Source organism: Bacillus sp. Hm123, assembly GCF_051842975.2.
Taxonomy (GTDB): Bacteria; Bacillota; Bacilli; order Bacillales; family Domibacillaceae; genus Bacillus_CE.
On record NZ_CM200277.1, the window covers coordinates 3,556,766 to 3,580,157 of the forward strand.

At 38.2% G+C, this 23,392-nt stretch carries 21 protein-coding genes and 4 tRNA genes; 1 reads left to right on the plus strand and 24 read right to left on the minus strand.

Going from position 1 to position 23,392, the window contains the following annotated elements; genetic code table 11:
- Positions 1-249 precede the first annotated feature (249 nt).
- From istB to ACSVDJ_RS18610, 24 genes are all read right to left on the minus strand, one after another.
- Entirely contained in the window at positions 250-1,014 is a 765-nt protein-coding gene (istB, locus tag ACSVDJ_RS18495) for an IS21-like element IS643 family helper ATPase IstB (protein ID WP_439171295.1), read from the minus strand.
- Positions 1,014-2,558 carry an IS21 family transposase gene (gene istA, locus ACSVDJ_RS18500; protein WP_439171296.1) on the minus strand — a complete coding sequence of 515 codons (1,545 nt, stop codon included), beginning with the start codon at positions 2,556-2,558 and terminating at the stop codon, positions 1,014-1,016. The genes istB and istA overlap by 1 nt, the downstream gene beginning before the upstream one ends.
- Positions 2,559-2,825: 267 nt before the next feature.
- Complete coding sequence (locus tag ACSVDJ_RS18505; RefSeq protein WP_439171294.1) at positions 2,826-3,296, minus strand: peptide-methionine (S)-S-oxide reductase; 471 nt, start codon at positions 3,294-3,296, stop codon at positions 2,826-2,828.
- Positions 3,297-3,743: 447 nt separating this feature from the next.
- Entirely contained in the window at positions 3,744-4,916 is a 1,173-nt protein-coding gene (locus tag ACSVDJ_RS18510; protein ID WP_439171293.1) for a DUF262 domain-containing protein, read from the minus strand.
- Between the two features lie 14 nt (positions 4,917-4,930).
- Positions 4,931-5,122: a hypothetical protein gene (locus ACSVDJ_RS18515; RefSeq protein ID WP_439171292.1), complete on the minus strand. Its 192-nt coding sequence runs from the start codon at positions 5,120-5,122 to the stop codon at positions 4,931-4,933.
- A gap of 74 nt (positions 5,123-5,196) precedes the next feature.
- Positions 5,197-6,320, minus strand: a protein-coding gene (locus ACSVDJ_RS18520; RefSeq protein WP_518619624.1) for an IS3 family transposase whose coding sequence is annotated in 2 segments (ribosomal slippage) — positions 5,197-6,041 and positions 6,041-6,320 — 1,125 coding nt in all. Because the reading frame shifts where the segments join, the coding sequence is not laid out codon by codon here.
- Between the two features lie 36 nt (positions 6,321-6,356).
- Complete coding sequence (locus ACSVDJ_RS18525) at positions 6,357-7,367, minus strand: FRG domain-containing protein (protein ID WP_439171059.1); 1,011 nt, start codon at positions 7,365-7,367, stop codon at positions 6,357-6,359.
- 135 nt (positions 7,368-7,502) lie between these two features.
- Positions 7,503-7,982 (minus strand): 23S rRNA (pseudouridine(1915)-N(3))-methyltransferase RlmH, encoded by a 480-nt coding sequence (rlmH, locus tag ACSVDJ_RS18530; RefSeq protein WP_100401307.1) that lies wholly within the window; start codon positions 7,980-7,982, stop codon positions 7,503-7,505.
- 519 nt (positions 7,983-8,501) lie between these two features.
- Entirely contained in the window at positions 8,502-8,660 is a 159-nt protein-coding gene (locus tag ACSVDJ_RS18535) for a CxxH/CxxC protein (RefSeq protein WP_094834694.1), read from the minus strand.
- Between the two features lie 69 nt (positions 8,661-8,729).
- Positions 8,730-9,926, minus strand: coding sequence for a S1C family serine protease (locus ACSVDJ_RS18540; RefSeq protein ID WP_439171057.1), 1,197 nt, complete (start codon positions 9,924-9,926; stop codon positions 8,730-8,732).
- Positions 9,927-10,063: 137 nt separating this feature from the next.
- Positions 10,064-10,855, minus strand: a complete 792-nt coding sequence (yycJ, locus tag ACSVDJ_RS18545) for an exodeoxyribonuclease YycJ (protein WP_100401305.1) — start codon at positions 10,853-10,855, stop codon at positions 10,064-10,066.
- Between the two features lie 20 nt (positions 10,856-10,875).
- A complete protein-coding gene (locus ACSVDJ_RS18550) occupies positions 10,876-11,664 on the minus strand; it encodes a two-component system regulatory protein YycI (RefSeq protein WP_439171056.1) in 789 nt (262 codons plus the stop codon).
- Positions 11,651-12,976 carry a YycH family regulatory protein gene (locus tag ACSVDJ_RS18555; protein ID WP_439171054.1) on the minus strand — a complete coding sequence of 442 codons (1,326 nt, stop codon included), beginning with the start codon at positions 12,974-12,976 and terminating at the stop codon, positions 11,651-11,653. Before ACSVDJ_RS18555 ends, ACSVDJ_RS18550 begins: the two co-directional genes overlap by 14 nt.
- Positions 12,973-14,796: a cell wall metabolism sensor histidine kinase WalK gene (gene walK, locus ACSVDJ_RS18560; RefSeq protein WP_439171053.1), complete on the minus strand. Its 1,824-nt coding sequence runs from the start codon at positions 14,794-14,796 to the stop codon at positions 12,973-12,975. Before walK ends, ACSVDJ_RS18555 begins: the two co-directional genes overlap by 4 nt.
- A 6-nt stretch (positions 14,797-14,802) precedes the next feature.
- Entirely contained in the window at positions 14,803-15,513 is a 711-nt protein-coding gene (vicR, locus tag ACSVDJ_RS18565) for a cell wall metabolism response regulator VicR (RefSeq protein WP_439171051.1), read from the minus strand.
- A gap of 391 nt (positions 15,514-15,904) precedes the next feature.
- Positions 15,905-15,977 (minus strand) — tRNA-Phe (locus ACSVDJ_RS18570).
- 124 nt (positions 15,978-16,101) lie between these two features.
- Positions 16,102-16,178: transfer RNA gene (locus ACSVDJ_RS18575), tRNA-Asp, on the minus strand.
- 32 nt (positions 16,179-16,210) lie between these two features.
- A tRNA-Glu gene (locus ACSVDJ_RS18580) sits at positions 16,211-16,285 on the minus strand.
- A gap of 12 nt (positions 16,286-16,297) precedes the next feature.
- Positions 16,298-16,373: transfer RNA gene (locus ACSVDJ_RS18585), tRNA-Lys, on the minus strand.
- 263 nt (positions 16,374-16,636) lie between these two features.
- Entirely contained in the window at positions 16,637-17,929 is a 1,293-nt protein-coding gene (locus ACSVDJ_RS18590; protein WP_439171050.1) for an adenylosuccinate synthase, read from the minus strand.
- Positions 17,930-18,111: 182 nt separating this feature from the next.
- A complete protein-coding gene (gene dnaB, locus ACSVDJ_RS18595) occupies positions 18,112-19,461 on the minus strand; it encodes a replicative DNA helicase (protein WP_439171049.1) in 1,350 nt (449 codons plus the stop codon).
- Positions 19,462-19,560: 99 nt separating this feature from the next.
- A complete protein-coding gene (gene rplI / locus ACSVDJ_RS18600; RefSeq protein ID WP_439171047.1) occupies positions 19,561-20,010 on the minus strand; it encodes a 50S ribosomal protein L9 in 450 nt (149 codons plus the stop codon).
- Positions 20,007-21,977 (minus strand): DHH family phosphoesterase, encoded by a 1,971-nt coding sequence (locus ACSVDJ_RS18605; RefSeq protein WP_439171067.1) that lies wholly within the window; start codon positions 21,975-21,977, stop codon positions 20,007-20,009. Before ACSVDJ_RS18605 ends, rplI begins: the two co-directional genes overlap by 4 nt.
- A gap of 36 nt (positions 21,978-22,013) precedes the next feature.
- A complete protein-coding gene (locus tag ACSVDJ_RS18610; protein ID WP_439171046.1) occupies positions 22,014-22,955 on the minus strand; it encodes a YybS family protein in 942 nt (313 codons plus the stop codon).
- Positions 22,956-23,210: 255 nt separating this feature from the next.
- On the opposite strand from ACSVDJ_RS18610, the gene ACSVDJ_RS18615 reads away from it, so the two are divergent.
- A complete protein-coding gene (locus ACSVDJ_RS18615; RefSeq protein WP_439171043.1) occupies positions 23,211-23,378 on the plus strand; it encodes a hypothetical protein in 168 nt (55 codons plus the stop codon).
- Positions 23,379-23,392 lie beyond the last annotated feature (14 nt).

Sequence of the window (23,392 nt, forward strand, 5' to 3'; positions counted from 1 at the left end):
TTTTTTCTTTCGACAAAGTTCGGGAGGTCCTCAACGAAACGCTTTTCGGCTGTGCCGAACCGTGATTCATCCCCTCCCTACTCGCTGGGTTATGCCCTTCACGCTCCTTGAGGAAGAGGACTTCTCTCGGATTATGTTAAACTCATTAAAAAACCTATCATTCATCGACAAAAATCGAGGAGTGACAGGGAATGAAATAATAAATTGTAGACGTCAAGTCGATTTTTACACTTTTTGCTCGTTTCCTTTTTACACTTCTGCTGAAAAAATGCTTTTCCGATTTTTCATCCGATGACTGTCCTCATCTTCCGCACCACGTATAACTTCCACACGATGAAGTAAGCGATCTAAAATAGCTGTGGTGATTCCTTGATCTCCAATTAAATTACCCCATTCATCTGGACTTTTATTTGAAGTTAGGATAATCGAACTTCGTTCGTATAAATGATTAATCAAATGAAAAAATAAGTTTGCTTCTCGCTGATCCATCGCCATATACATTAAATCATCGATAATCACGAGATCGGCATTCCTAATCCGTTTGAGCTGAACTTTGGATTTATTCAGATATTCTTCTGTCTTTAAAAGCTGCACAAGCTCGCCCATTGTAGCGAAGTAAACATTGAATCCTCTGTATACGGCTTCGAGTCCCAGTCCAATGGCGATATACGTTTTCCCAATGCCAGGAGGACCTAGGAGAATTAAATTGTACTGTTGCTCTAGCCAACTTAATTCTCTAAGTTGAGTAAGTTGACGGGCCGTCAGAACGTTTTGACCTTTCAGTTCGAATTCATCTAATGACTTCACGAAAGGGAAGCGTGCCCATTTCATTCTTTTTTCAAGGCTTTTCGCTTCACGTTTTCCTAATTCATATCGTGTTATAGATGCTAAGAATTCTAAGTAGGTCCACGATGCTTTTTCCGCTTCGCGAAGAAGCTGTGGCAGCTCCTCCGCAGTCTCTGATAAGCGTAACTGACGAAATTGATCTTGTAATTCATGCACAGTCCTGTTCATTATGCCCGACCTCCTAAAATACTGGTATACGCATTTAAAGAACGGGTGGAAGCCTTAATATGAGAATGTTTTGGCGAATTATTATGAAAAGATTGTACTTCTTTCATCGCTTCATCATGCAATGTATCAAGGTGGTGAGCGATATCACGAAAATCATTCGCATTGTATAGTTTCTCTGTCATGCATTTAGTCAACACGGTATCAATTAATACTGGATACTGTTGAATCACCTTCTGGATGATCGCAAACTGGTCTCGACGATACCTCGGGTATCTTTGGCTGATCTTATTAAAATAAGCAGCTGCCTGTGTCGGATCTTCAAAGTAAGAGATTAGACGTTGCTTAAGTTCTTCAATCCCTTTCGAACGATCACGGGTATGATGGCGGTTTTGAATAAGTTTTCCTTTTTCTGAGCTAATAATGTGTTCGGCAATGATTTTACCATTTGCTTCTTTTCGTATCACGAGTGTTTGTTGCTCGTCGCCTATCACTTCAACCCATACAAGATTTTCAGTCATTGTTTGATAAGTCCCAAGTGGGACGGAATAACGGTTTGACTTATAACGAATCGTGTTGTCCTTACTTACACTTCTTGTTATACTTTGTTTGTTGCTACTTTCATATGAAAGTAACGAAGGGACTGGCTGTAAGTGTTGCTTTTCGAGGAGAAACACTTCTACTGGTCTTTTTTTCGTTGTTTGGTGAACCTGATGGTTCCCGGTACGTTGAAGCCACTGTAATGCTCGATCATTCCAATCTTCTATGTTGCTAAACACCCGACTGTCTGCGAAATTGCCTTTTATGTATTTCACTACATTTTCAATCATCCCTTTAGATTCCGGATCGGCTCTTCTGCACAAGTAGATTTTGAATTTTCGTTCATTCACATAACTTTGAAACTCAGCTGTTAAAAGTAGCTGTCCTGCATTTTCACTCACTGTGATTAAATGATCCTGATCATAGACGATTTCTTCTGTTCGTCCTCCGTAAAACTGGAATGCATTTTCATGACATCGAATCGCATCTCTTGTGGTAAATGGACGTGCCTGCCATTCCATATATTTATGCCTGGAATGAGCGAGTACAAAGGCAATAAAGTACAGTTTGATTTCTTTGTTGTCCATTGTCTTCTGTTTTGTTTCGCCCCAGTCTACTTGAAGTTGTTTTCCCATTGGTTGTTCAGGAACTGCTTCATATTGACGTACAATAACCTTTTTCTCAATCTGATAAAATTCACGAATGTCTTTCACATAAGATCTCACAGTACTTCCACCGACCAATAGGTCGGGATATCTCTCCAAAAGCCAATCATGAATTTGAGCACTACTCAGGTGAGGATACTCTTCTAGCCAGGCAAGTATCCAGTCTTTATAGGGATCTAGTTTTTTCTTCTTCCCCAAAAGTTGTTCAGTGTAAACTCTTGCCTCATCAAATGTCATTTCTAAATATTTATAAACAGTTGGTCTTGAGATCTTAAGCTCCTTAGCGATTTGTGCTACTTTAAATTTTCTTCTATGCAGTTCATGAATCTTTATATACAACACTAACTTCTCCTCCAAAACCCTAACCTCCAGTAAAATAGCGTTAACATCTATTTTACTAAAGTAATAGGTTGATAGAGCAAAAGTGTAAAATCCTATCAAGCGAAAACTGTCAACTTTATTCTAGCGTTTACATAAATTTGGATAGACTTTTCTTTTTATCATTTACACATACAGAAATAGTATCGCTACCGCTTTCGTTCGCACTTTCAGCAGTTGCATCAATTCTTGTCGGTTTGTAATGCATAAACCATCTTTTAATATTCTTCCTTACTTATATCTACTTAATATCTCTTTTGGAATATGACAATAATCATTTGGACATCTAGCTAACCTATCTTGGTGTTCTTCTGCACTTCTCACATAGTTTGTAAGAGGTAATACTTCAACAACTATAAGGTCATAATCATTTCTCTCACCAAGAAATGCCTTCGCCTCTGTTAAGTGTTCTGGCTTTTCACTATATACTCCTGTTCTGTATTTCTCTCCAACATCCTGCCCTTGTTTATTCAAACTGTATGGATCAATGATTTCAAATAAATATCCCATTAATTCCTTGATTGTTACAACCGTCGGATCAAATCCTGTTTTTACACATTCGGCATAACCATCATAATCACCCTCAAGTGTATGACTTGTTCCATTAGCTCTTCCCGCTTCTGTAAATTGAACTCCAGGTAAAGTTTTTATAAAAGCTTGTACTCCCCATAAACATCCACCTGCAAAATAAACTACTTCCATATTGTTCTCTCCCTTATACAGCAAAATTGCCCAACAATCCAAGAATGAAGTCCAGTTCTTATTCCAGTTTCGCGCCCTATTGTTAAATTTCCTTCCTAGACCCAATTATCTTTAAAATCATCAATATATTTTCTACTAAAGATAAAGCAGAGATTTCAGCAAGGTCTCTTGTGTCAACAAAGCTTGTTTTTCCCTTGCCTGCTGGAACAAAGATACGATGTTCTTACACAATCTGTCCCGATTGCTGAACAATCTAAAACATTTCCTAAAAAATCAAATAACCTGAGCCCCTATTAATTTGGGAATCAGGCTTCATAATTATGCTTTTTAATTACTGTCTACACTGGTAGTACACAATTTCGAACTGGCATTGTTGTTTTTCCTAAGAAAAAATCTCACTTACTTATGATACGGTTCACCGAGATAGATCTATATGAGGTTTTCATTTCATTTTAGCTTCAAGGATTCAAAATCCCAATTCTTTATATCATTCTTTTCAAATAAATAACTAACCAAATTTTTTGTATTTGTACTAGAGGCATTGTACTCCACATCACCTAACGGGCTTGCTTTAATTATTTGTTGTATTTCGTCTATTAATACTGGACTTTCAATATTAACATCAAAATAGTAAGCTATTGTAGCTAGGACCATTGAGATACCTACATGGTATTTAGACATACGCTTTTCAGTAAGTTTATATATACTGCTCGAGAATGGATATTCTACTTTTTCTGAGATTTTAAGCATCAACAAATTAAATTCCTCAAATTTCTGTTTTAATACCTCTAGATTCTCATTTTCATTATTTTTAAACTGGGCTGCTTTACCTTGTAAAAAGTTATTTGCAATTTCAACCCCATCTTTAGCAGACAAGTCTGGTCCATCTGTTAATATACTCAACAAAATACAAAGTTCTTGATGGTTTTTTTGCTTATCTTTTCTATCTTTTGTAACATTATATATTTTGATTACTCTATCACTTAAAATATCTTTGTCTTTGTTATCCATATGTTTATTCAAAAAGTTAGTAATAAACTGACTTGTACTTGAATAATATGTTGCCATAGCAATTTCATGTTTTTCTAGTGGTTTAGTGTTTCTGTTATATCTTTTAAATAATTCAATTTCTATTTTGTCATCTTCAAAAGGGTAGAATTCCAATATTGATAAGTGGCTACCTAAGATTTTTATCTTATTTTCTCTAGAAAGTTCGGAAAACCTACAATTGGTAAAATCCTCTTTATCTCCTAGTATTTCTAAGTGCTTCAATGGGAATTTGTCTTTAACATACCTATAAATAGCAGTAAGTCGATGTTGGCCATCCATTACATGCCTTAGTTGTATTCCTCTATTACTAGTTCTCACTAAAAATATTTCAGGAATTGGTATTCCTAATATTATAGATTCAATTATTGAAGCCTCTTCAGTCGGAGAAGATCTATATTCTCTTTGATAATCAGGACTTAAAACTATTCCATGCAATACTTCCATTTGTTCCTCATCTGTTAGATTATCAAAACCGTTTTTTATATATTTTTCACCTTTATCTATAAAATTAACTAAATCTTGAACAGAGATTAAGGGTCTTTGATACTCAATTCTTGAATTAATTTTCATAAAATAGCACCTACCTAATCTTCATCATTTAAAAGTTTTATAAACTTAATAGTCTTTACCATATTATCCTTATCAGGATAGATATTCTCAAAAGTAATACCTAAATTAAATAATTCAGATAATATCTTTTGCTTAGATTCTTTATCTATTATTGCAACTTTAGTATAGTTGTTTAACATGGAATCTAATGAATCATTAGGCTCCACCTTCAAAAAGCACCCTTTTTGAAAATGTATTCTTTCATTAGAGTTTGGAATGTCAACACTAACCTGAACAATCTTTATAAGGACTGCTGCTTAAATTCAGTTGGTGTCAGATATCCTAGTGTTTGATGAATTCGAATGTGATTAAACCAGTTCACATAATCCCGTAGTTCAAGATCTAGTTGTTCAAGGGAATGGAAAGTGCGTTGGTACACAAATTCGATCTTAAAGCTCTTGTATGTCGCTTCGGCCACGGCATTATCATACGGACATCCTTTTGCACTAAGTGAACGCTGGATGCCAAATGCTTCTGTTGCTTCGGCCATTAGTTGATTATCGAATTCTGAGCCACGGTCTGTGTGGAATAATTGTACGTTTGTCAGGTTACCTTTAATGTTACTTAAAGCTTGGTAGACAAGTGCTGCGTCTTTACTTGGACCTGCACTGGCACCGACTAATTCACGATTAAAAAGATCGACAAACAAGCACACATAGTGCCATTTTTTCCCGACACGCACGTACGTTAAATCACTAACTAATACCGATAATTCCTTCTCTTGTTGGAATTCACGATTTAATACGTTGGCGATTGCCGTCTCGTTACTTTGTTTCTTTTGTGGTCTGTAATAAGCAACCGTGTAATTCGAGACAAGACCTAAATCCTTCATGATTCCACCTATACGTCGTCTAGAAACCGTCAGGTCTTGTTTCTCTAATTCTTTCTTAATTTTACGTGTCCCATAGTTATTGCGGCTTTGCTTAAAAATCGTATAAATACGCTCTTGTAAGTCTGCTTCCTCCGCTTGTTTTTCGTCATCTTCACGCTTGTGAAGGTGATAGTAGTAAGTACTTCTTGGAATTTGTAGGACGTCACACATGGCTGATACCGAATATTTGTGAGCGTTGTTACGAATCACATCTATTTTCGTCCCATGATCAGCGCGGCTTGCTTTAAAATATCATTTTCCATTCGTAGGCGTTGCACTTCTTTGCGTAGTTCAAGCAATTCTGTTTCTTCTGTCGTACGATTGTCTTCTGCCTTGAAAGATCCTGTTTCCTGATGATTTTTAATCCAACGATCTAATGAAGAAGGCGTAATCTCATATTCTCTCGCAATATCCGCTCGCGATTTTCCGTTTTCATAGAGCTTCACCATTTGCCGTTTAAATTCGGCTGTAAACGTTCGACGTTCTCTTCTCATTTTGACCCGCTCCTTAAGGTTAGTCCTTTTAGTGTACTACCCCTTATAAGAGTTGTCTAACTTAGTGTAGCCTATCCAGTTCCCCACCCTTATAAAATAAGACTTATCTGAGTATGTTCTCTCTTTAGTAGCCTTTAATTCCTTATCTGAGAAATCAACCAATTTAATATCATCTTTAATTACTTCTCTATTATAGGAAAGTGCATCAATGAAATATACTATTGAATGGTTTTCTAAGTAATCAAACTCTTCTACCGCAAATAATAAAGATATGAGATGCGCCTCTGTAAAATCTAGGTAATTGGTAGGTAACCCAAAATGTTGTGCATAAGCTCGAATCTCTTCTTCATCTTTTTTTTCAATAGTATTATCATAAAATGCAACTTTTTGTTTAAAAAAAGATTCATACTTTGAAGAATGACTTTTGAAACTATCTTTATGCATTCTATGCAATGAAGGTAGTAAAGTATAGCTACAATCTTTTTGTCCTCTCGAGACGTAATTTAAATTTTCGAAAGATGTAATGAAATCTATGTATGAAGAAACACTGTTAATTAATACACAGTTCTCTGGTGGAATCTTATTTTTTTTTGATACAGTTTCTATAACGTGTTCCTTTTCCCATGATTCAATTTTTTTCATTTCATTCTTTAGTTTACTATCATCTTCATATACATATTCGATAATAACCTTCCTATCCTGAAATGTAATTGAATCAGGCTCAATCAATTTAGAGAATACTTTCTTTATTTTTAATTCATCTTGTACAATTTGCTCTTTTTCATTACTATGGTCAATAATGTCTACAGAAAAATCTAGTTTGATTAACTTAATCACATCGAACCATTTACTATGGTTATCTGGAGTGGGAAATTCTTCTTTTAGAAAATCCTCTATTTCCTGATCGCTTATACTAGAGATTTCTTTATATTTTATTTTTTCTCTAATAAACACCTCTTTGAACTGTTTAAATTCTGCGGTTTCTAAGTCTATATCCTGAATATCAATATCCTTATTAACTTCTTCTATTATTTCTTTAAGAATCATATTGATTCCCCCTATTCAATTACGGACTCTATAATACCTTTTAGTAATGTTTTACCAATATATTTATTATCTATTTAATATAAAAAAAAGTAAACAGACTTATCTTCTGTTTACTTAGAAACTGAAAAACCGCACTTACTTATGATACGGTTCCCCTCTATTAATCCGAAAACTCCGATAAACCTGCTCCACCAAGATCAACCGCATCAACTGATGAGGAAACGTCATTTTAGAAAATGATAACGTATCATTCGCCCGCTGCATAACATCTTTCCCTAATCCTAGCGATCCCCCAATCACAAAAGCAATTTTACTCTTGCCATAGGTCGCGAGCTGGTCGAGTTGTTTCGCTAGTTCTTCGGATGTTTTCATTTTGCCTTCGATGGCGAGGGCGATGACGTGGGCATCTGGGCTGATTTTGGCGAGGATGCGTTCGCCTTCTTTGTTTTTGACTTGTTCCATTTCGGTTGGGCTTAGTTCTTCTGGCGCTTTTTCGTCGGCGACTTCAATGATTTCAATTTTGGCGTAGGCAGAAAGGCGCTTCGTGTATTCGTCGATTCCTTGCTTTAAATATTTTTCTTTTAATTTTCCAACTGTAATAATTGAGATATTCACAGGTTTCCCTCTCTTTACAAACAATTTACAAACAGGATATCCACAGAAGTTATCCACATATCAACAAAATAATCTGTTTTTTCTTTATTTATCCACTGTTAGTTATTTTAGATTATCATAACATACTGTTGCAACTGGCTTCTATTTATGTACCGAATTCAATCCGAAGATTATCTATATTATCGAATGGCGATTCGTCGTGGAACAGCGGTGCAATTTGACAATATAAAAGTGCGTTCCTTCCGAGAGTATTTAAACTCTAATTCAACTAAAAAATCAGAATGAAAAAGAAGTATTAAAAGGGGGTTTTTCAGGTGTAATACTGTAAATAAAGATCATTAATTTGTGCCTTCCTCAAAAGATGAGGAAGGCTTTTTTTTAAGAGAAAGTCCCCTCTCATAAAAAACCGATCCCCACTAGAAATCGGCCTTTTTTCTAACTATTCACAATGTTAACAACTAATCTAAAGTAGTTTATCCACATATCCACAATACCTATCCACATATAGTGGGGCGAATATTAGTTTGCTACTACATATTCCGCGTTGTTTTGACAATATTCACAGGTTGTGGACAGCTTTTTGTCGTCGTCTAGTTTTTCGATCGTTGGTGACGTTTCGTATTCATCGACAATGACGTCTAATGCAAGTTCGGCATGTTCTTTGCAGCAATAAATCATGGTGTTCAGCTCCTTTTTGTTTTCGAAAAGAAACGCAGAACGGCTTTTGGCGATTCTGCGTACTCTCATTTACATCATTCCTTCTGTCGTCAGTACAACAGTCATTGTTTTCTTTTGGCCATTTCGATAGAAGGTCACTTCCATCTTATCGCCCACTTTTTTATGTGTATACATATATTTGCGAAGCTCTAAAATATCATTGATTTCTTCGTTATCTAGTTTCACAATTACGTCTAGCTCTTGCAAGCCAGCTTTCGATGCTGGTGTGTCTGGATAAACTTGTTCAATCATTGCCCCATCTATTACACCTTCAGGCAGTTTTAATGTTTGTTGTTGATGATAAGCCGGAATTTCGTTGACGTTTCGCAGTTGCACACCCATTGATGGACGTTTCACTTTTCCGTATTTCTCTAAGCTATCAATGATTGGCATTGCATAATTGATTGGAATCGATAATCCGATACCTTCAACCGCTTGCTGAGCAATTTTCATCGAGTTGATGCCGACAACTTGACCGGAAATGTTGACGAGCGCGCCACCACTGTTTCCCGGGTTGATCGCTGCATCTGTTTGCAATACTTCTGCTTGCCAGTCAATCATACCATCTCCGTTAATATCAACGGGAATCGCTCGTTCTAATCCAGAAACAATTCCTTGTGTTACTGAACCAGAGAATTCTAAACCGAGCGGATTTCCGATCGCCATGACAGGTTCACCAATTTTCAATGCTTCCGAATCTCCAAATTCCGCTACGTCTTTCACTTTTTTGCCATCGATTTCGATGACGGCTAAATCAGTCCAAATATCACTTCCACTAATGGTTGCAGGTACTTTAGTTCCATCTGCTAGGGACACTTCTAGCTTTTCGGCCCCTTCTACGACGTGATTATTCGTCACAATGAAGGCTTTGCCTCCCGCTTTTTTATAGATAACGCCAGATCCTGTTCCTGCTGGTTGAGCTGTTCCACCTTCCCAAAAGTTCCCGGATTGAATGTTCGTAATACCGACAACGGCGTTCTCCACTTGATCCACCGCTTTTGTCACATCCGTCGTGACATCCAATGAAACATTTTTCGTTTTTGTTGATGGTTGTGTCGTTTCTTGATTGTCTTCATTTAGCTTGAAAGTATCGGTCATGTTTGAAAAAACGAAGGTAACTAGTAAGGCACCTATAATCATACCAGCCAAACTGGCTAGAAAGTAACCACTTTTTTTAGGGCCGTTCTGATTTCTTCCCGTTCTTCCATGATCGTCGTAATAACCCAAGTATCTCACCCTTTACTGTTAATGTTGTGATTATTTTCCCCATTTAAAAAAATTATAACGCTTCCCATCAAAAATTCAATTAATATGCAAAGCGAAGGAAAAAGACCGCCTTCAAGAATGAAAAGCGGTCTCTCTACTTACAATTCAGTTAAAATTGTTGGTGTTTTCGGATCGGTGTCAAGCAATTCAAACTGCTCACCGACCGGCATATCTTTCATTTCGAGTGTTTGGGTCACACTCATTTTCGCCAAATCCTTCATATTATTGTCTTGACTTAAGTGAGCAAGGTAAATGCGTTTCGTTCGGTCACCGATGACATCACACATCGCCAGTGCTGCATCCTCGTTGGAGACATGGCCGAAATCACCTAATATTCGGCGTTTAATACTCCATGGATAGCGACCCATTCGCAGCATTTGGACATCGTGATTGCTTTCAAATACGTAGGCATCCGCATCTTTAATAATGCCTTTCATCCGATCACTGACGTAGCCTGTGTCTGTGATCAGCACGATTTTTTTTCCTTGATAGTGAAATACATAAAACATCGGCTCGGCGGCATCATGAGAAACGCCGAAGGATTCAATGCTTAAGCCGTTAAAGCTTTTGACTGTTTCCATCTCAAAGATGAACTTTTGTTCCGTATCCACTTTCCCGATAAGGCCGTCCATTGCTTGCCACGTTTTTTCATTCGCGTAGATCGGTAGCTGATATTTTCTCGCTAATACTCCGATTCCTTTAATGTGGTCACTATGTTCATGGGTGACTAATATCCCCGATAAATTTTTGATATCCCGATCAATAGAGGAGAATAAGGATTCCATTTGTTTGCCACTTAAACCGGCATCTACTAAAAAGGAATGTCCATCAGCCTCTACGTAAAACGCATTTCCTGTGCTTCCACTCGCTAGCACGCTAAAATGCAACATCTTGTTCACTCCACTTATTTTTAACTATCTGTTTCATTTGTATAAATCGTTCCATCTAACGCATTGACGTAAATTCTTTCGACTTTGTCGTTACTTTTTATTTTAAAGTACCAAGTAGGGAAGAGTACTTGTGCCTCTGTTACTTTAACGACCGTATAGTAACCAAGCTCGGTATTCGCTATTTCGCTGTTTGGCTTAATGAAACCATTTTTGTAGAGGCTTTGAACTGCTTGAAAGGCTGGAATAATCGTTTCCTTTTGATCATTCTCCTTTACTTGTCCTAAAAGCCTTTGCTCATACTTGATAATGTCTCCATTATCATTCAGTTCAATTTCAAGCCGTCCATTGATGTTTTCAAACAGCTTTTTACTATTAACATGCTGATAGAAAACTGCTTTTTTCTTCTTTTCATCCATGCCCCAATAACGATATTCTTTTCCGTAAACGACATGGTCGTCCACAAAAGAGCGGATGTCTTGGACTTTATTCTCTCCTAATTTCACCGGCTTTTGTAATTTACTATAAACAATCATTTGACTGTCGGAAAGCTGGATTTGCTGATTTTTTAGCTTAGTGAATTCCTTTTTATCGAAGTTTTTCGACTTGGCCGTAATAATGGTTGCCTCAGTAATATCATTAGGTAAGTCTTCATATTCAATATTGTATTCTTTTAGCTTTTCTTCAACTGGCTCCTCTTTCATCGTTGCGTATTGATTGGCGTGATCTTTGTTAAAAAACATGATAAGTAGAAAGATATTTAAAGTTAGAAAAACAGCAATAAAGATTGTTTTTGTTTTACTCCAATCCATGACCACTGTCCTCCATTTCTTCATTCCATAGCAGTTCTTTCCAACGACCATCGTATTTATAAAACCAAGCTGGCTCAAGAACGAGAATTTTATCTGTTTGCAAATCATGGCGCATATGATAGCCAACTGCCATATCTTCTAATAGAGAAATATCAAAATTAGACTGTTGTTTCACTTGATTAAATGCTGTCAAGCTATCCTGCAATTTCACCTCATCCGCTTCAGAGGGAATCGAAATATTTAATGTGAAGTACGGTCGAACATATTTATAAATTTGTTCTTTTCCCCAAACTTGCATGATTTCTGCCATGCCCTGCTCGTTAAACACTGGCTGACCATTAATAAACAACCGATAACTAATTTGCGGAGAGGCTGGGATGGCCTCAAACAATCGATATTGATCCGTCCAACCGCTATGCTCATTAACGAAATTAATGCTTTTATCAATTAAAGTATGCAGCGCTCCACTGCGAACCGCTTCCTGAGCTGGATTGACGTATTCTATCTTCTTGTTATCATGAAGCACTTTCATTAAGCTTGAGCCGTCTGTATACTCTTCTCCGTTCGTTTTTGTTCCTTTTTTCACAATGCTTGGGTCTGTAAATAGGGCGTCTTTAAATTTCAACGTATCAATGTCATCTGGATAATATTTATATCTCATTAAAGACGGGGAACCTTCTGGTAAAAATAGACGACGGTTATCCTCTAACTGCTTGGACAAATAAACATCCCACTCGAGAGCCTGATTGGAATAATTTTTTTTAAATGCACCTAATGTAGCTGACGCAACTTGACTTTCAAATACGAGACGTTCATTCGTTGAGACAAAATAAACGGATGTTTTTTTATCTCTTGTATTCATTCGACTAATCACTATGCGATCGAAAACTGCATTAGGTACGTTCTGATTATTAAATGACCATAATGTATTGATTGTATAAAACGGAATGAACGTCGGGAATACCAATTCCATTTTATTACTTCCATATACTAAACGATCAAATTCTTTATCAGTGGTCGTATCTGAAATGTTTTTCGGTTCATTAAACGTCCATCCTTGTAGTTCTTTCAATATGTTATTGATCTCATTTTCATTTGTTGTACCAAAATGACGGCCTCCATCATGGAATAACACTTTAGATGGTTTAATGAGATCAGCAATTTCCCTCATTTCACCAATAGATACTTCATGAACATAATCATCTTCAATCGTTTCTAAATGCGGCTGATAGTTCCAAGTGCTTAATGTCAAAAGAATGCTAGTAAAAACAAGTACGACTAAAACAATACTTTTGATGTGTTCATAGTTCATAGCCAATCATCCTCTTGAGATAACTCGTATGGCAGCGTAAAGAAAATAGTCGTTCCTTTCCCTTCCACGCTATTCGCCCAAATATCGCCACCATGTGCGGTAACAATTTCTTTAGCAATCGCAAGCCCTAATCCCGTACCACCCATTTTTCGAGTTCTAGCACGATCCACTCGATAAAAGCGTTCAAAAATCCGCTCAAGATTTTTCTTCGGAATCCCCATACCTTGGTCACGGACACTGACGATAATGGCATTGGCTTGTTCCTCCACCTTAAATGTAAGCTTGCCTCCTTGTGGAGAATACTTCAAGGCGTTGGAAATAATATTATCCAGCACTTGTGTCAATTTATCAGTATCGATCTCAACATACATCGGATAGTTAGGTAACTGTCTCTTAAATGTGACATCTTGAGATTTCGTCATTTCAAACCGATCAATAATTCGGTTATAGAATCTCGTGAAATTAATTTCTTTTTTTGTAAGCTGAAAATCACGGCTATCAAATTTAGATAGCTGCAATAAATCATTCACTAGTCGGATCATTCGCTCGGTTTCTGTTTGGGTCACTTCTAGAAAATGAGGCGCAATATCGACATCTTGCCAAGCACCATCCGCTAATGCCTCTAAATAACTCCTCATCGTCGTCAATGGCGTTCTCAATTCATGAGAAACATTCGCCACAAACTCACGACGATCCGCTTCAATTTTTTCTTGCTCCGTAATGTCATGAAGCACAGTAATTAACCCATTCACAAACCCCGTGTCTTTTTGAATAACGGAAAAGTTAGCACGTAAAATATACGGCCCATCTTCATTACTGTAATCTAATATGACCGAATCTTGCTCATTCAGTAAATCTTCAAATGAATACTCTTCCTCTAGACCAAGCACGGACGTAATCGGCTTCGAAATCAATGTTTCACGTGAAACATTTAATAGTTTAGCTCCTGGTTCATTAATGAGAATAACACGGCCTCTTCGGTCGGTTGCAATCACCCCATCCGTCATATAAGACAAAACCGAGGATAACTTTCTTCGCTCTCCCTCCGTCGTGGCTTGAGCTTCTTGAAGTCGCTTCGTTAAATTATTAAACGTGGCCGCTAGCTCACCGATCTCATCTTGCCCGTACACTTTCACCTTTCGAGAAAAGTTTCCTTTTCCAAGTGCGACGGCTTGACGACGCATATCTGTAATCGGTCGGGTAATGGTACGGGCTAACACGACACCTAGAATAGCTGTTACCCCTAGAGCAAGGGCGGTTGCTGAGAATAGGATTTCATTAATCTGATCCATTTGTCCGAATACATTTTCAATCTTTCCAACTAAATAAACCGCACCAATCACTTCTCGATTCGAAATGATGGGGGATGTTAACACCCAAAAACGCTTATTCGTTTGCTTATCGACATACATCTTGTCTTCTTCAGCTCCAACGGACAACGTCCTCTTCACTGAAATTTCCGTTGTTCTTTGACCAAGCGTTCCTTGTTTCGTCGGATCAGATGTACCAATAATTCGGCTACGTGCGTCAATAACCCGCACTTCCGAAATATCAGGACCCGAAAAATCCTCTAATATTTTTTGGATATCCTGCTCCAGCGTCGGCGTATCCTCGGTTCGCTCTTTCAACATCTCTTCCCTTAAATTATATTCCAGCAAATTCACACGTTGCTGCAAAGAGCTTTTAAAATTTGTGACAAGCTTCTTCTCTAATTCATTAACAAAATAAACGCCAATAATTTGCATAGCAAATAAAATAAGTAGCACATAAATTAATACAAACTTTAATTGTATCGAACGGAAAAAACTCACTTTTTTCATTTATGATTACTCCTGTTCAGGATTACGCAAGTAGTAGCCTACTCCTCTTCTCGTTACAATCCAGGATGGGTGACTCGGATTATCCTCAATTTTTTCACGTAAGCGACGAACGGTTACATCGACCGTGCGAACATCACCATAATAATCATAGCCCCAAACGGTTTGCAACAAATGCTCCCTCGTCATCACTTGACCAATATGTTTTGCTAAATAATGAAGCAATTCAAATTCACGATGAGTCAGCTCAATCGTTTCTCCACGCTTAGATACCATGTAAGCATCAGGCAAAATCGTCAATGTACCTACCGTAATTTCATTCGATTCTTCTTCTTCCTCCACCGGCGCAGGGGCCGCTTGATGACGACGTAAATTCGCCTTCACCCGAGCAATCAATTCTCTTGTACTAAATGGCTTTGTCACATAATCATCCGCACCAAGTTCAAGCCCAAGCACTTTATCAATCTCCGAATCTTTAGCCGTTAGCATGACAATGGGCATTTCATATTTTTTTCTTACTTCACGACACACTTCCATACCATCCCGTCCAGGAAGCATAATATCTAATAGAATCAAGTCCGGCTGCACTTCTTCTACCATCTCAACAGCCCGATCTCCATCGTATGCACAATGAACTTCATAACCTTCTTTTTTTAAGTTAAATTGTAGAATATCTGCAATAGGCCTTTCATCATCTACAACTAATATCTTTTTTTGCATCCTGCTCTCCTCTTTTCTTCAAAAGTCAAAAAATATTTACAATCAAATTGTTTAGTGAAGAGGTTATTCCTTTATTTTATCATAAGAAAACACCGATTTCTTCCACTTTTTATTTACTCTCAATCAAGCAAAAAAAGACTGACTCTAAACAATAATATCTACTATTTAAAAGGAGAAAATCCTTTTCATTGAGATATTCTTATGGCTGTCAGCCCTCTCAAAGCGGTCTTCTCAACATAAATACCGCATCTATTAACTGTATCACGAACAGCAACCTTTTTCATCCTTTAATAGGGAATATGAATATATACCCAAATGTTCCTCTCTTGGATCTTTTTCTTTCACAAAAAAAAACACCGCGAGAGTTATAATCATCGCGATGCTTCTTTGATGGCTCAGGACGGAATCGAACCGCCGACACATGGATTTTCAGTCCATTGCTCTACCAACTGAGCTACTGAGCCAAATCAATATGTATTTAACAAAAAAACTGAGCGGCCAACAAAGAGGTTGCTCTTAGAAGTCATGGCCGACTAATGAAAAAATAGGATTCATTAAGTAAACGATAAAAAGTAAATGATTCATTTATGGCGGTCCGGACGGGACTCGAACCCGCGACCTCCTGCGTGACAGGCAGGCATTCTAACCAACTGAACTACCGGACCATAACTATTGATTACTTTTTTTAAATAAAACTTGGTGACCCGTACGGGATTCGAACCCGTGTTACCGCCGTGAAAGGGCGGTGTCTTAACCGCTTGACCAACGGGCCATTCAATAAGAATGGTGAGCCATGAAGGACTCGAACCTTCGACCCTCTGATTAAAAGTCAGATGCTCTACCAACTGAGCTAATGGCTCGAAACAGTGTTTGTTCTTAGCAACGTTGTTAATGTTATCACAAGGTATTTAAGCTGACAATAGATTTTTAAAAAAAATGTCGAAAAAAATTTGACATTAGAAATAGCGTGAGTTGGACAAATTTTAAAAAGAATGGTATAGCCGTATGACTTAAAAACCAAAGAAACACTTCGTAAAGTTGAAGAACCGAGCGGAACACCGAAGAAACAACCAATACACAAAAGCACCGGCTTCCTCGAAAGGAGAAGCCGGTGCTTTTTATCTTAACCTTGTGCCCAAACACTGCGAACAATGTTCGTTTGATTGCGGTCTGGTCCTACTGAGAATGTAGATAACGGAATGCCTGTTAATTGAGAAACACGCTCTACGTAGTGACGAGCATTAACCGGGAGGTCGCTTAATGTTTTGCAACTAGTGACATCTTCTGTCCAACCTGGAAGCTCTTCATAAATTGGCGTACATTCAGCTAAAATATTTAAGTTTGCTGGATACTCTTCAATCACTTGATCGTTGTAACGGTAAGCGACACAGATTTTCACTGTTTCAATACCTGTCAGTACATCGATTGAGTTAAGAGAAAGATCCGTTAAACCGCTGACGCGACGAGCGTGGCGAACAACGACGCTATCGAACCAACCAACGCGACGTGGACGACCAGTTGTCGTACCGTACTCACGACCTACTTCACGAATTTGCTGACCAATTTCATCATGAAGCTCTGTCGGGAACGGGCCATCTCCTACACGGCTAGTGTATGCTTTCGCTACACCAACAACGCTATTGATCTTTGTTGGGCCTACACCAGAACCAATCGTTACCCCACCTGCTACCGGGTTAGAAGATGTTACGAATGGGTACGTACCTTGGTCAATATCTAACATAACGCCTTGAGCGCCTTCAAATAATACGCGACGACCTTCATCTAATGCATCGTTTAACACAACAGATGTATCGCAAACGTATTGTTTAATTTGTTGACCATACTCATAGTACTCATCAAGAATATCTTCAATCTTGAAGCCTTCTGTTTCATAGAAGCGCTCAAGTAAACGGTTTTTCTCTTCTAAGTTGCGAGTTAATTTCTCTTCAAATGCCTTGCGATCTAAAAGGTCGGCCATGCGGATACCGATACGTGCTGCTTTATCCATGTAAGCTGGTCCGATTCCTTTTTTCGTTGTGCCAATTTTGTTGTCGCCTTTACGTGCTTCTTCTACTTCATCAATTTTTAAATGATAAGGAAGAATTACATGGGCACGGTTACTAATGCGCAAGTTATCTGTTGACACATTTTGATCTTGTAAATACTTTAATTCTTGAATTAATGCTTTAGGATCTACTACCATCCCATTGCCGATCACACAAATTTTCTCTTTATAAAAGATACCTGATGGAATTAAATGCAATTTGTATGTCACGCCGTTAAATTTAATCGTGTGTCCCGCATTATTACCACCTTGGTAACGAGCTACTACTTCTGCGTTTTCTGAAAGGAAGTCAGTGATTTTACCTTTTCCTTCATCGCCCCATTGTGTTCCTACTACTACTACTGACGACATGTATAAGCACCTCCGAAGGGTCCCTAAATTTCTTTGTTATGTCAAGCACTTTTTATTTTAACAGGTTAAAGTAAAAGAAGTCAAACTGAAAATACGAACATTTAGTTATTTTGTTGTAAATTTGTTCGTAAAATAGCAAATACCAGCAGTTTTTACCTTTCACTGCTGGTATATCATGTATATTATCCTGTTTCATCGAACCGTCGCTCTAAATTAACAAACTTATTATACTCTTTCACAAAAGCAAGTGAAACCGTGCCTACAGGACCATTACGCTGTTTGGCAATAATGATTTCGATAATATTTTTGTTCTCAGATTCTTTATCATAATAATCGTCTCGATATAAAAAGGCAACAATATCTGCATCCTGCTCAATCGATCCCGATTCCCGAATATCAGACATCATTGGACGCTTATCCTGCCGTTGCTCTACACCACGAGATAGCTGTGACAGAGCAATCACTGGCACTTCAAGTTCACGAGCAAGCGCCTTTAATGACCGAGAAATTTCCGATACTTCCTGCTGACGGTTCTCACCTGAGCGACCACTACCTTGGATAAGCTGCAAGTAATCAATTAAAATCATGCCTAGCCCATGCTCTTGCTTTAAGCGGCGGCACTTGGAGCGAATTTCACCAATACGTACACCTGGCGTATCATCAATAAAAATCCCAGAGTTAGACAAACTTCCCATCGCCATCGTCAACTTGCGCCAATCTTCATCAGTGAGGGAACCCGTCCGCAAATTTTGAGCGTTAATATTCCCCTCGGCACAAAGCATACGCATTACGAGCTGTTCAGCCCCCATCTCCAAGCTGAAGATCGCCACATTTTCATCTGTTTTCGTGGCCACGTTTTGGGCAATATTTAAGGCAAAGGCTGTTTTACCAACAGAGGGACGGGCAGCTACAATGATTAAATCATTGCGCTGGAAACCAGCCGTCATGCTATCAAGCTCGGCAAATCCAGTTGGAATTCCTGTGACATCGCCTTTGCGGTTATGAAGCATTTCAATGTTGTCGTACGTACGCACGAGCACATCTTTAATATTATGAAACGCACTCGTATTTTTCCGTTGTGCTACTTCCATAATGCTTTTTTCGGCTTCACTTAGTAACGATTCTACTTCATCTTCCCGACTATAGCCTTCTTGAGCAATATGAGTCGCTGTGCGAATTAATCGACGTAAAAGTGATTTTTCCTCAACAATTCGAGCATAATATTCGATATTGGCCGCTGTCGGGACTGACTCAGCCAATTCAGTTAAATAGACGACGCCGCCGACATCTTCTAAATCTTTAATAGCTGCTAGCTCTTCTGTCACGGTCACGACGTCAACCGCTTTGCCGTGATCGTTCAGCTTCAGCATATGATTATATATCTTTTGATGGGCGGTACGGTAGAAATCTTCTGGTATCAAAATCTCAGAAGCAACCGTTAAAGCGGATGGCTCTAAGAAAATGGCTCCAAGAACAGCCTGTTCCGCTTCAATACTCTGTGGCGGAATTCGATCTGTCATAACATCGCTCATCGCTTACCTCTCCCTTAAAAACAATCTCATTGATAAAAAAATGTGACCAGAAACATCCGATCACATTTTTTCAACCTTATTATTTTAGCATGAAACGAATTATTTTTCTTCCGTTACATGAACTTTTAATGTGGCAAATACTTCATTGTGAAGTTTCACTGGTACATTTGTGTAGCCTAGAGCGCGAATGCCATCCGATAGATCCATTTTGCGCTTATCAATGGTAATGCTATGTGTTTTCTTCAATTCATCCGCAATTTGCTTCGTTGTGACAGAACCGAATAAGCGACCGCCTTCTCCTGTTTTTGTAGCAATTTCCACTGTTAAAGCTTCTACAACTTCTTTTAATTTTTTCGCTTCTTCTAGCTCTTGCTGAGCCAGCTCCGCTTGTTTTCTTTTTTGAGCATCTAATGTTTTTTTGTTTCCAGCTGTCGCTTCTACAGCTAATCCGTTTTTGATTAGAAAGTTATGAGCGTAACCATCCGCTACATTTTTAACTTCCCCTTTTTTCCCTTTTCCTTTTACGTCTTGTAAGAAAATAACTTTCATTCTTCATGTCCTCCTTCAAAAAATTCATCGATTGCTTTTTGCAGCTGAATTTCTGCATCGGGAATGGTAGTGTCTTTCATCTGGGTAGCCGCATTCGATAAATGACCTCCGCCGTTCAATTGCTCCATGATGACTTGAACATTGACATCACCGAGGGAACGTGCGCTAATTCCAATCGTATTTTGTTCACGATAAGCAATTACGAATGAAGCCTGTACCCCATCCATTGTAAGAAGAGTATCAGCCGCTTGTGCAATCATAACAGCATCATACACAGAGTAGTTGTTTCCTTTGGCAATAGCAATACCATCCCGGTAAAAATAAACCGTTTCAATAATTTGTGATCGTTGAATATACGTATCAATATCCTCTTTCAAAAACTTTTGAACAAGTATCGTATCTGCTCCATGAGCCCGTAAATAAGAGGCGGCATCGAACGTTCTTGAACCAGTTCGAAGGGAGAAACTTTTCGTATCAACTACAATTCCCGCCAATAAAGCCGTTGCTTCTAGCCTATTAATCTTATGCACTTTCGGTTGATATTCAAGTAACTCTGTAATTAATTCAGCCGTCGATGAAGCGTAAGGCTCCATATAAACGAGCAGTGGATTTTTAATAAATTCTTCCCCGCGACGATGATGATCAATGACCACGACCTTCTCAACCTTATTCAGAAGCTTTTCTTCAATGACTAGTGAAGGCTTATGAGTGTCCACAATGACCAGTAACGTATCATCCGTTGCGATATCCAAAGCTTCTTCTGGTGTAATGACACGAGAAGATAAATCTGTACTATCCTTAACTTCCGTCATTAAACGCTTAACGGATGTATCAATTTCTGAAGCATTCAAAACAATATACCCTTCACGGTCATTCATTTCAGCGACGCGTCGAATCCCCATAGACGCTCCAATAGCGTCCATATCAGGATATTTATGTCCCATCACAATTACTTTATCGCTTTCAGTGACTAATTCTTTTAAAGCATGAGAAATCACCCGAGCTCTGACGCGCGTTCTCTTTTCCATAGGGTTTGTCTTTCCACCATAAAACTTTACTTTCCCATTTAATTGCTTGATGGCTACTTGATCGCCACCGCGACCGAGGGCTAAGTCTAAGCTTGATTGCGCTAGATCTCCAAGCTCTGGCAACGATATGTCTCCTTGTCCTACACCGATGCTTAACGTTAAAGAAGCAGCTTGTTTCGCTGTTTTTTCTCGCACCTCGTCCAAAATGGAGAACTTCCTATCTTCTAGCTTCTGTAATATCCTCTGATTAAGTATGGCAAAGAAGCGCTCGGAAGAAACCCTCTTCAAAAAAACACCATATTCTTTTGCCCAATTATTTAATATAGAAGTCACCATACTATTTAAATGGCTACGGGTCTGATCATCCATCCCCTGCGTTAAATCGTCATAGTTATCTAAGTAAATAATCGACACCACTGTTTGTTCTTCCTCTTGTTTCCTAGCAACCTTCATTTGCTCTGAAATGTCGATAAAGTAAAGTAGCTTTTCTTTCGGCTTGATCACCACATTAAATTCCCGTTCATTCAATTGAATGATATCGCCTTTTTCATTTTTAATAATGGGGATAACCGCTTCTGCAAGCTCATATAGAGAATTTCCTGCCAATGTCTCCTTTTGAAAACAGGACAAAAGAAAAGAATTTGCCCATTCTATGTAGTAATCTTCATTATACAAAAGGATCCCTATTGGTAGTTCCATTGTAGCTTCTTCTCCAATTAGCTTCACCTTTTTGGAAAGCGTTGTTACATAAAGCCTAATTTCCTCATGAATCTTTCTCTCCGTCTGAAGCAGGAGAAAAAAAACAATGGTACCTACCGCTAAACCAACTAATGCTATAAACCAGTTGTAAAAAGCAAGTACAACTAATGAGAGAAATAAAACCAACATGATTCCATATAGCAGAAGTTGAATCTTCTGCCGACTGTAGTAAGAAAGCATCATTTCAGCTCCTAAAATTAAAAATAAAGCCACAAATTATGGTTTTTGTTGAAGGCGCTGTCGCAAATCAAAACCTAAGTCAATTATACCTAATAATCTTACAAGATAAAGGAGCGGAAGGAAGACAATTGATAAAATTGTTAAAATGATGGGCACAATTTTTGGCCATTTCTTTACATCAGCAAAGAAATAGAAAAAAGATAAACCTTGTATAATTAAACAAAATTGTAGCATAAACATCAAATTAACATAGGCTGAATACCACAAACTTCCTACTTCTAGGATTGCAACAAAGCTTAAAAGCAACAAAATTAAATAATACCATAAGATGCTTTTAGGCATCCTCCACATCCGAAATGGTTGAAAATGAGGGACATCAATCTTTAACTTTTTTAATATAGGAAAGTTCACAAGCGTAAATAAAAATACTGCTGTCAAAGCAAATAAAACAAATAAGCTAGGCGTCAAAGTATTAAAAAAAGCAAACCCTTCTTGGAATTGTTTCACCGCTTCTTCCGGCAATGGTTGACCTAACTCCTCCATCAAACCTATCGACTCTTGAAAAGAACGCTTAAACGATTCGTTCATTTCTGTTACTACATTAACTCCAGTAAGCAAAATCGTCGATACGTATAACAGGATAATATTCAACAAAAACGTCAAACTTCCTGCTATAAATATAGACAGTTTATCAAGTTTTTTGTACACCATACTTCCCATTACAATACCGGTAGAACCAAACATAAATGCTAACGGTACCGCACCCAATCCTCCGACGACACTAGCTACCAATAAACTAATCAATCCAAACATCACTGATGATTTTAATGAATATTTAGCACTAAACACTAGAAAGGGAAGGACGAGAAATAAACTAGATAACGTAGATACTACTGGAACATAAATCGATACTAACAAAAGCACAACAAAAAGCGCTAGCATCCATATTCCTTCATTTAATACTTTTTTCTTTTCCACTCAAACACCTCATTAAATAATAAGCTGACACACTTTCCAAACTATCTACCCTAAACGAAAAGTGACCATCATCCTACTATTTTATCCTCCTTTCCCCCTTCCTTCAACTAAAGAAGAGCGGAAGCAGCCGTTTAGACTCGGCAGACATAAGATGGACCGCCGTAGTGGCGTTCTTTGCCACATAGGCGTGACAGCTTATGTCCGAGAGTCTGGCTGCTGGAGCTGGACAATAAGAAGAGCGGAAGGCGCTGGTCAGTGACGTATGGACTGGAACATTCCGCACGAGATAAAGGAAACACGATGAACGACAGTGAATCGATGTTGACTTATCGCAAGGAGGAATGTGGAAGTCCACTAGCCGCTAGCGCTTGGAGCTGGACAATAAAAAAAGCGCAAGACACTGGTCAGCGACGTATGGACTAATCTACAGGCAACAA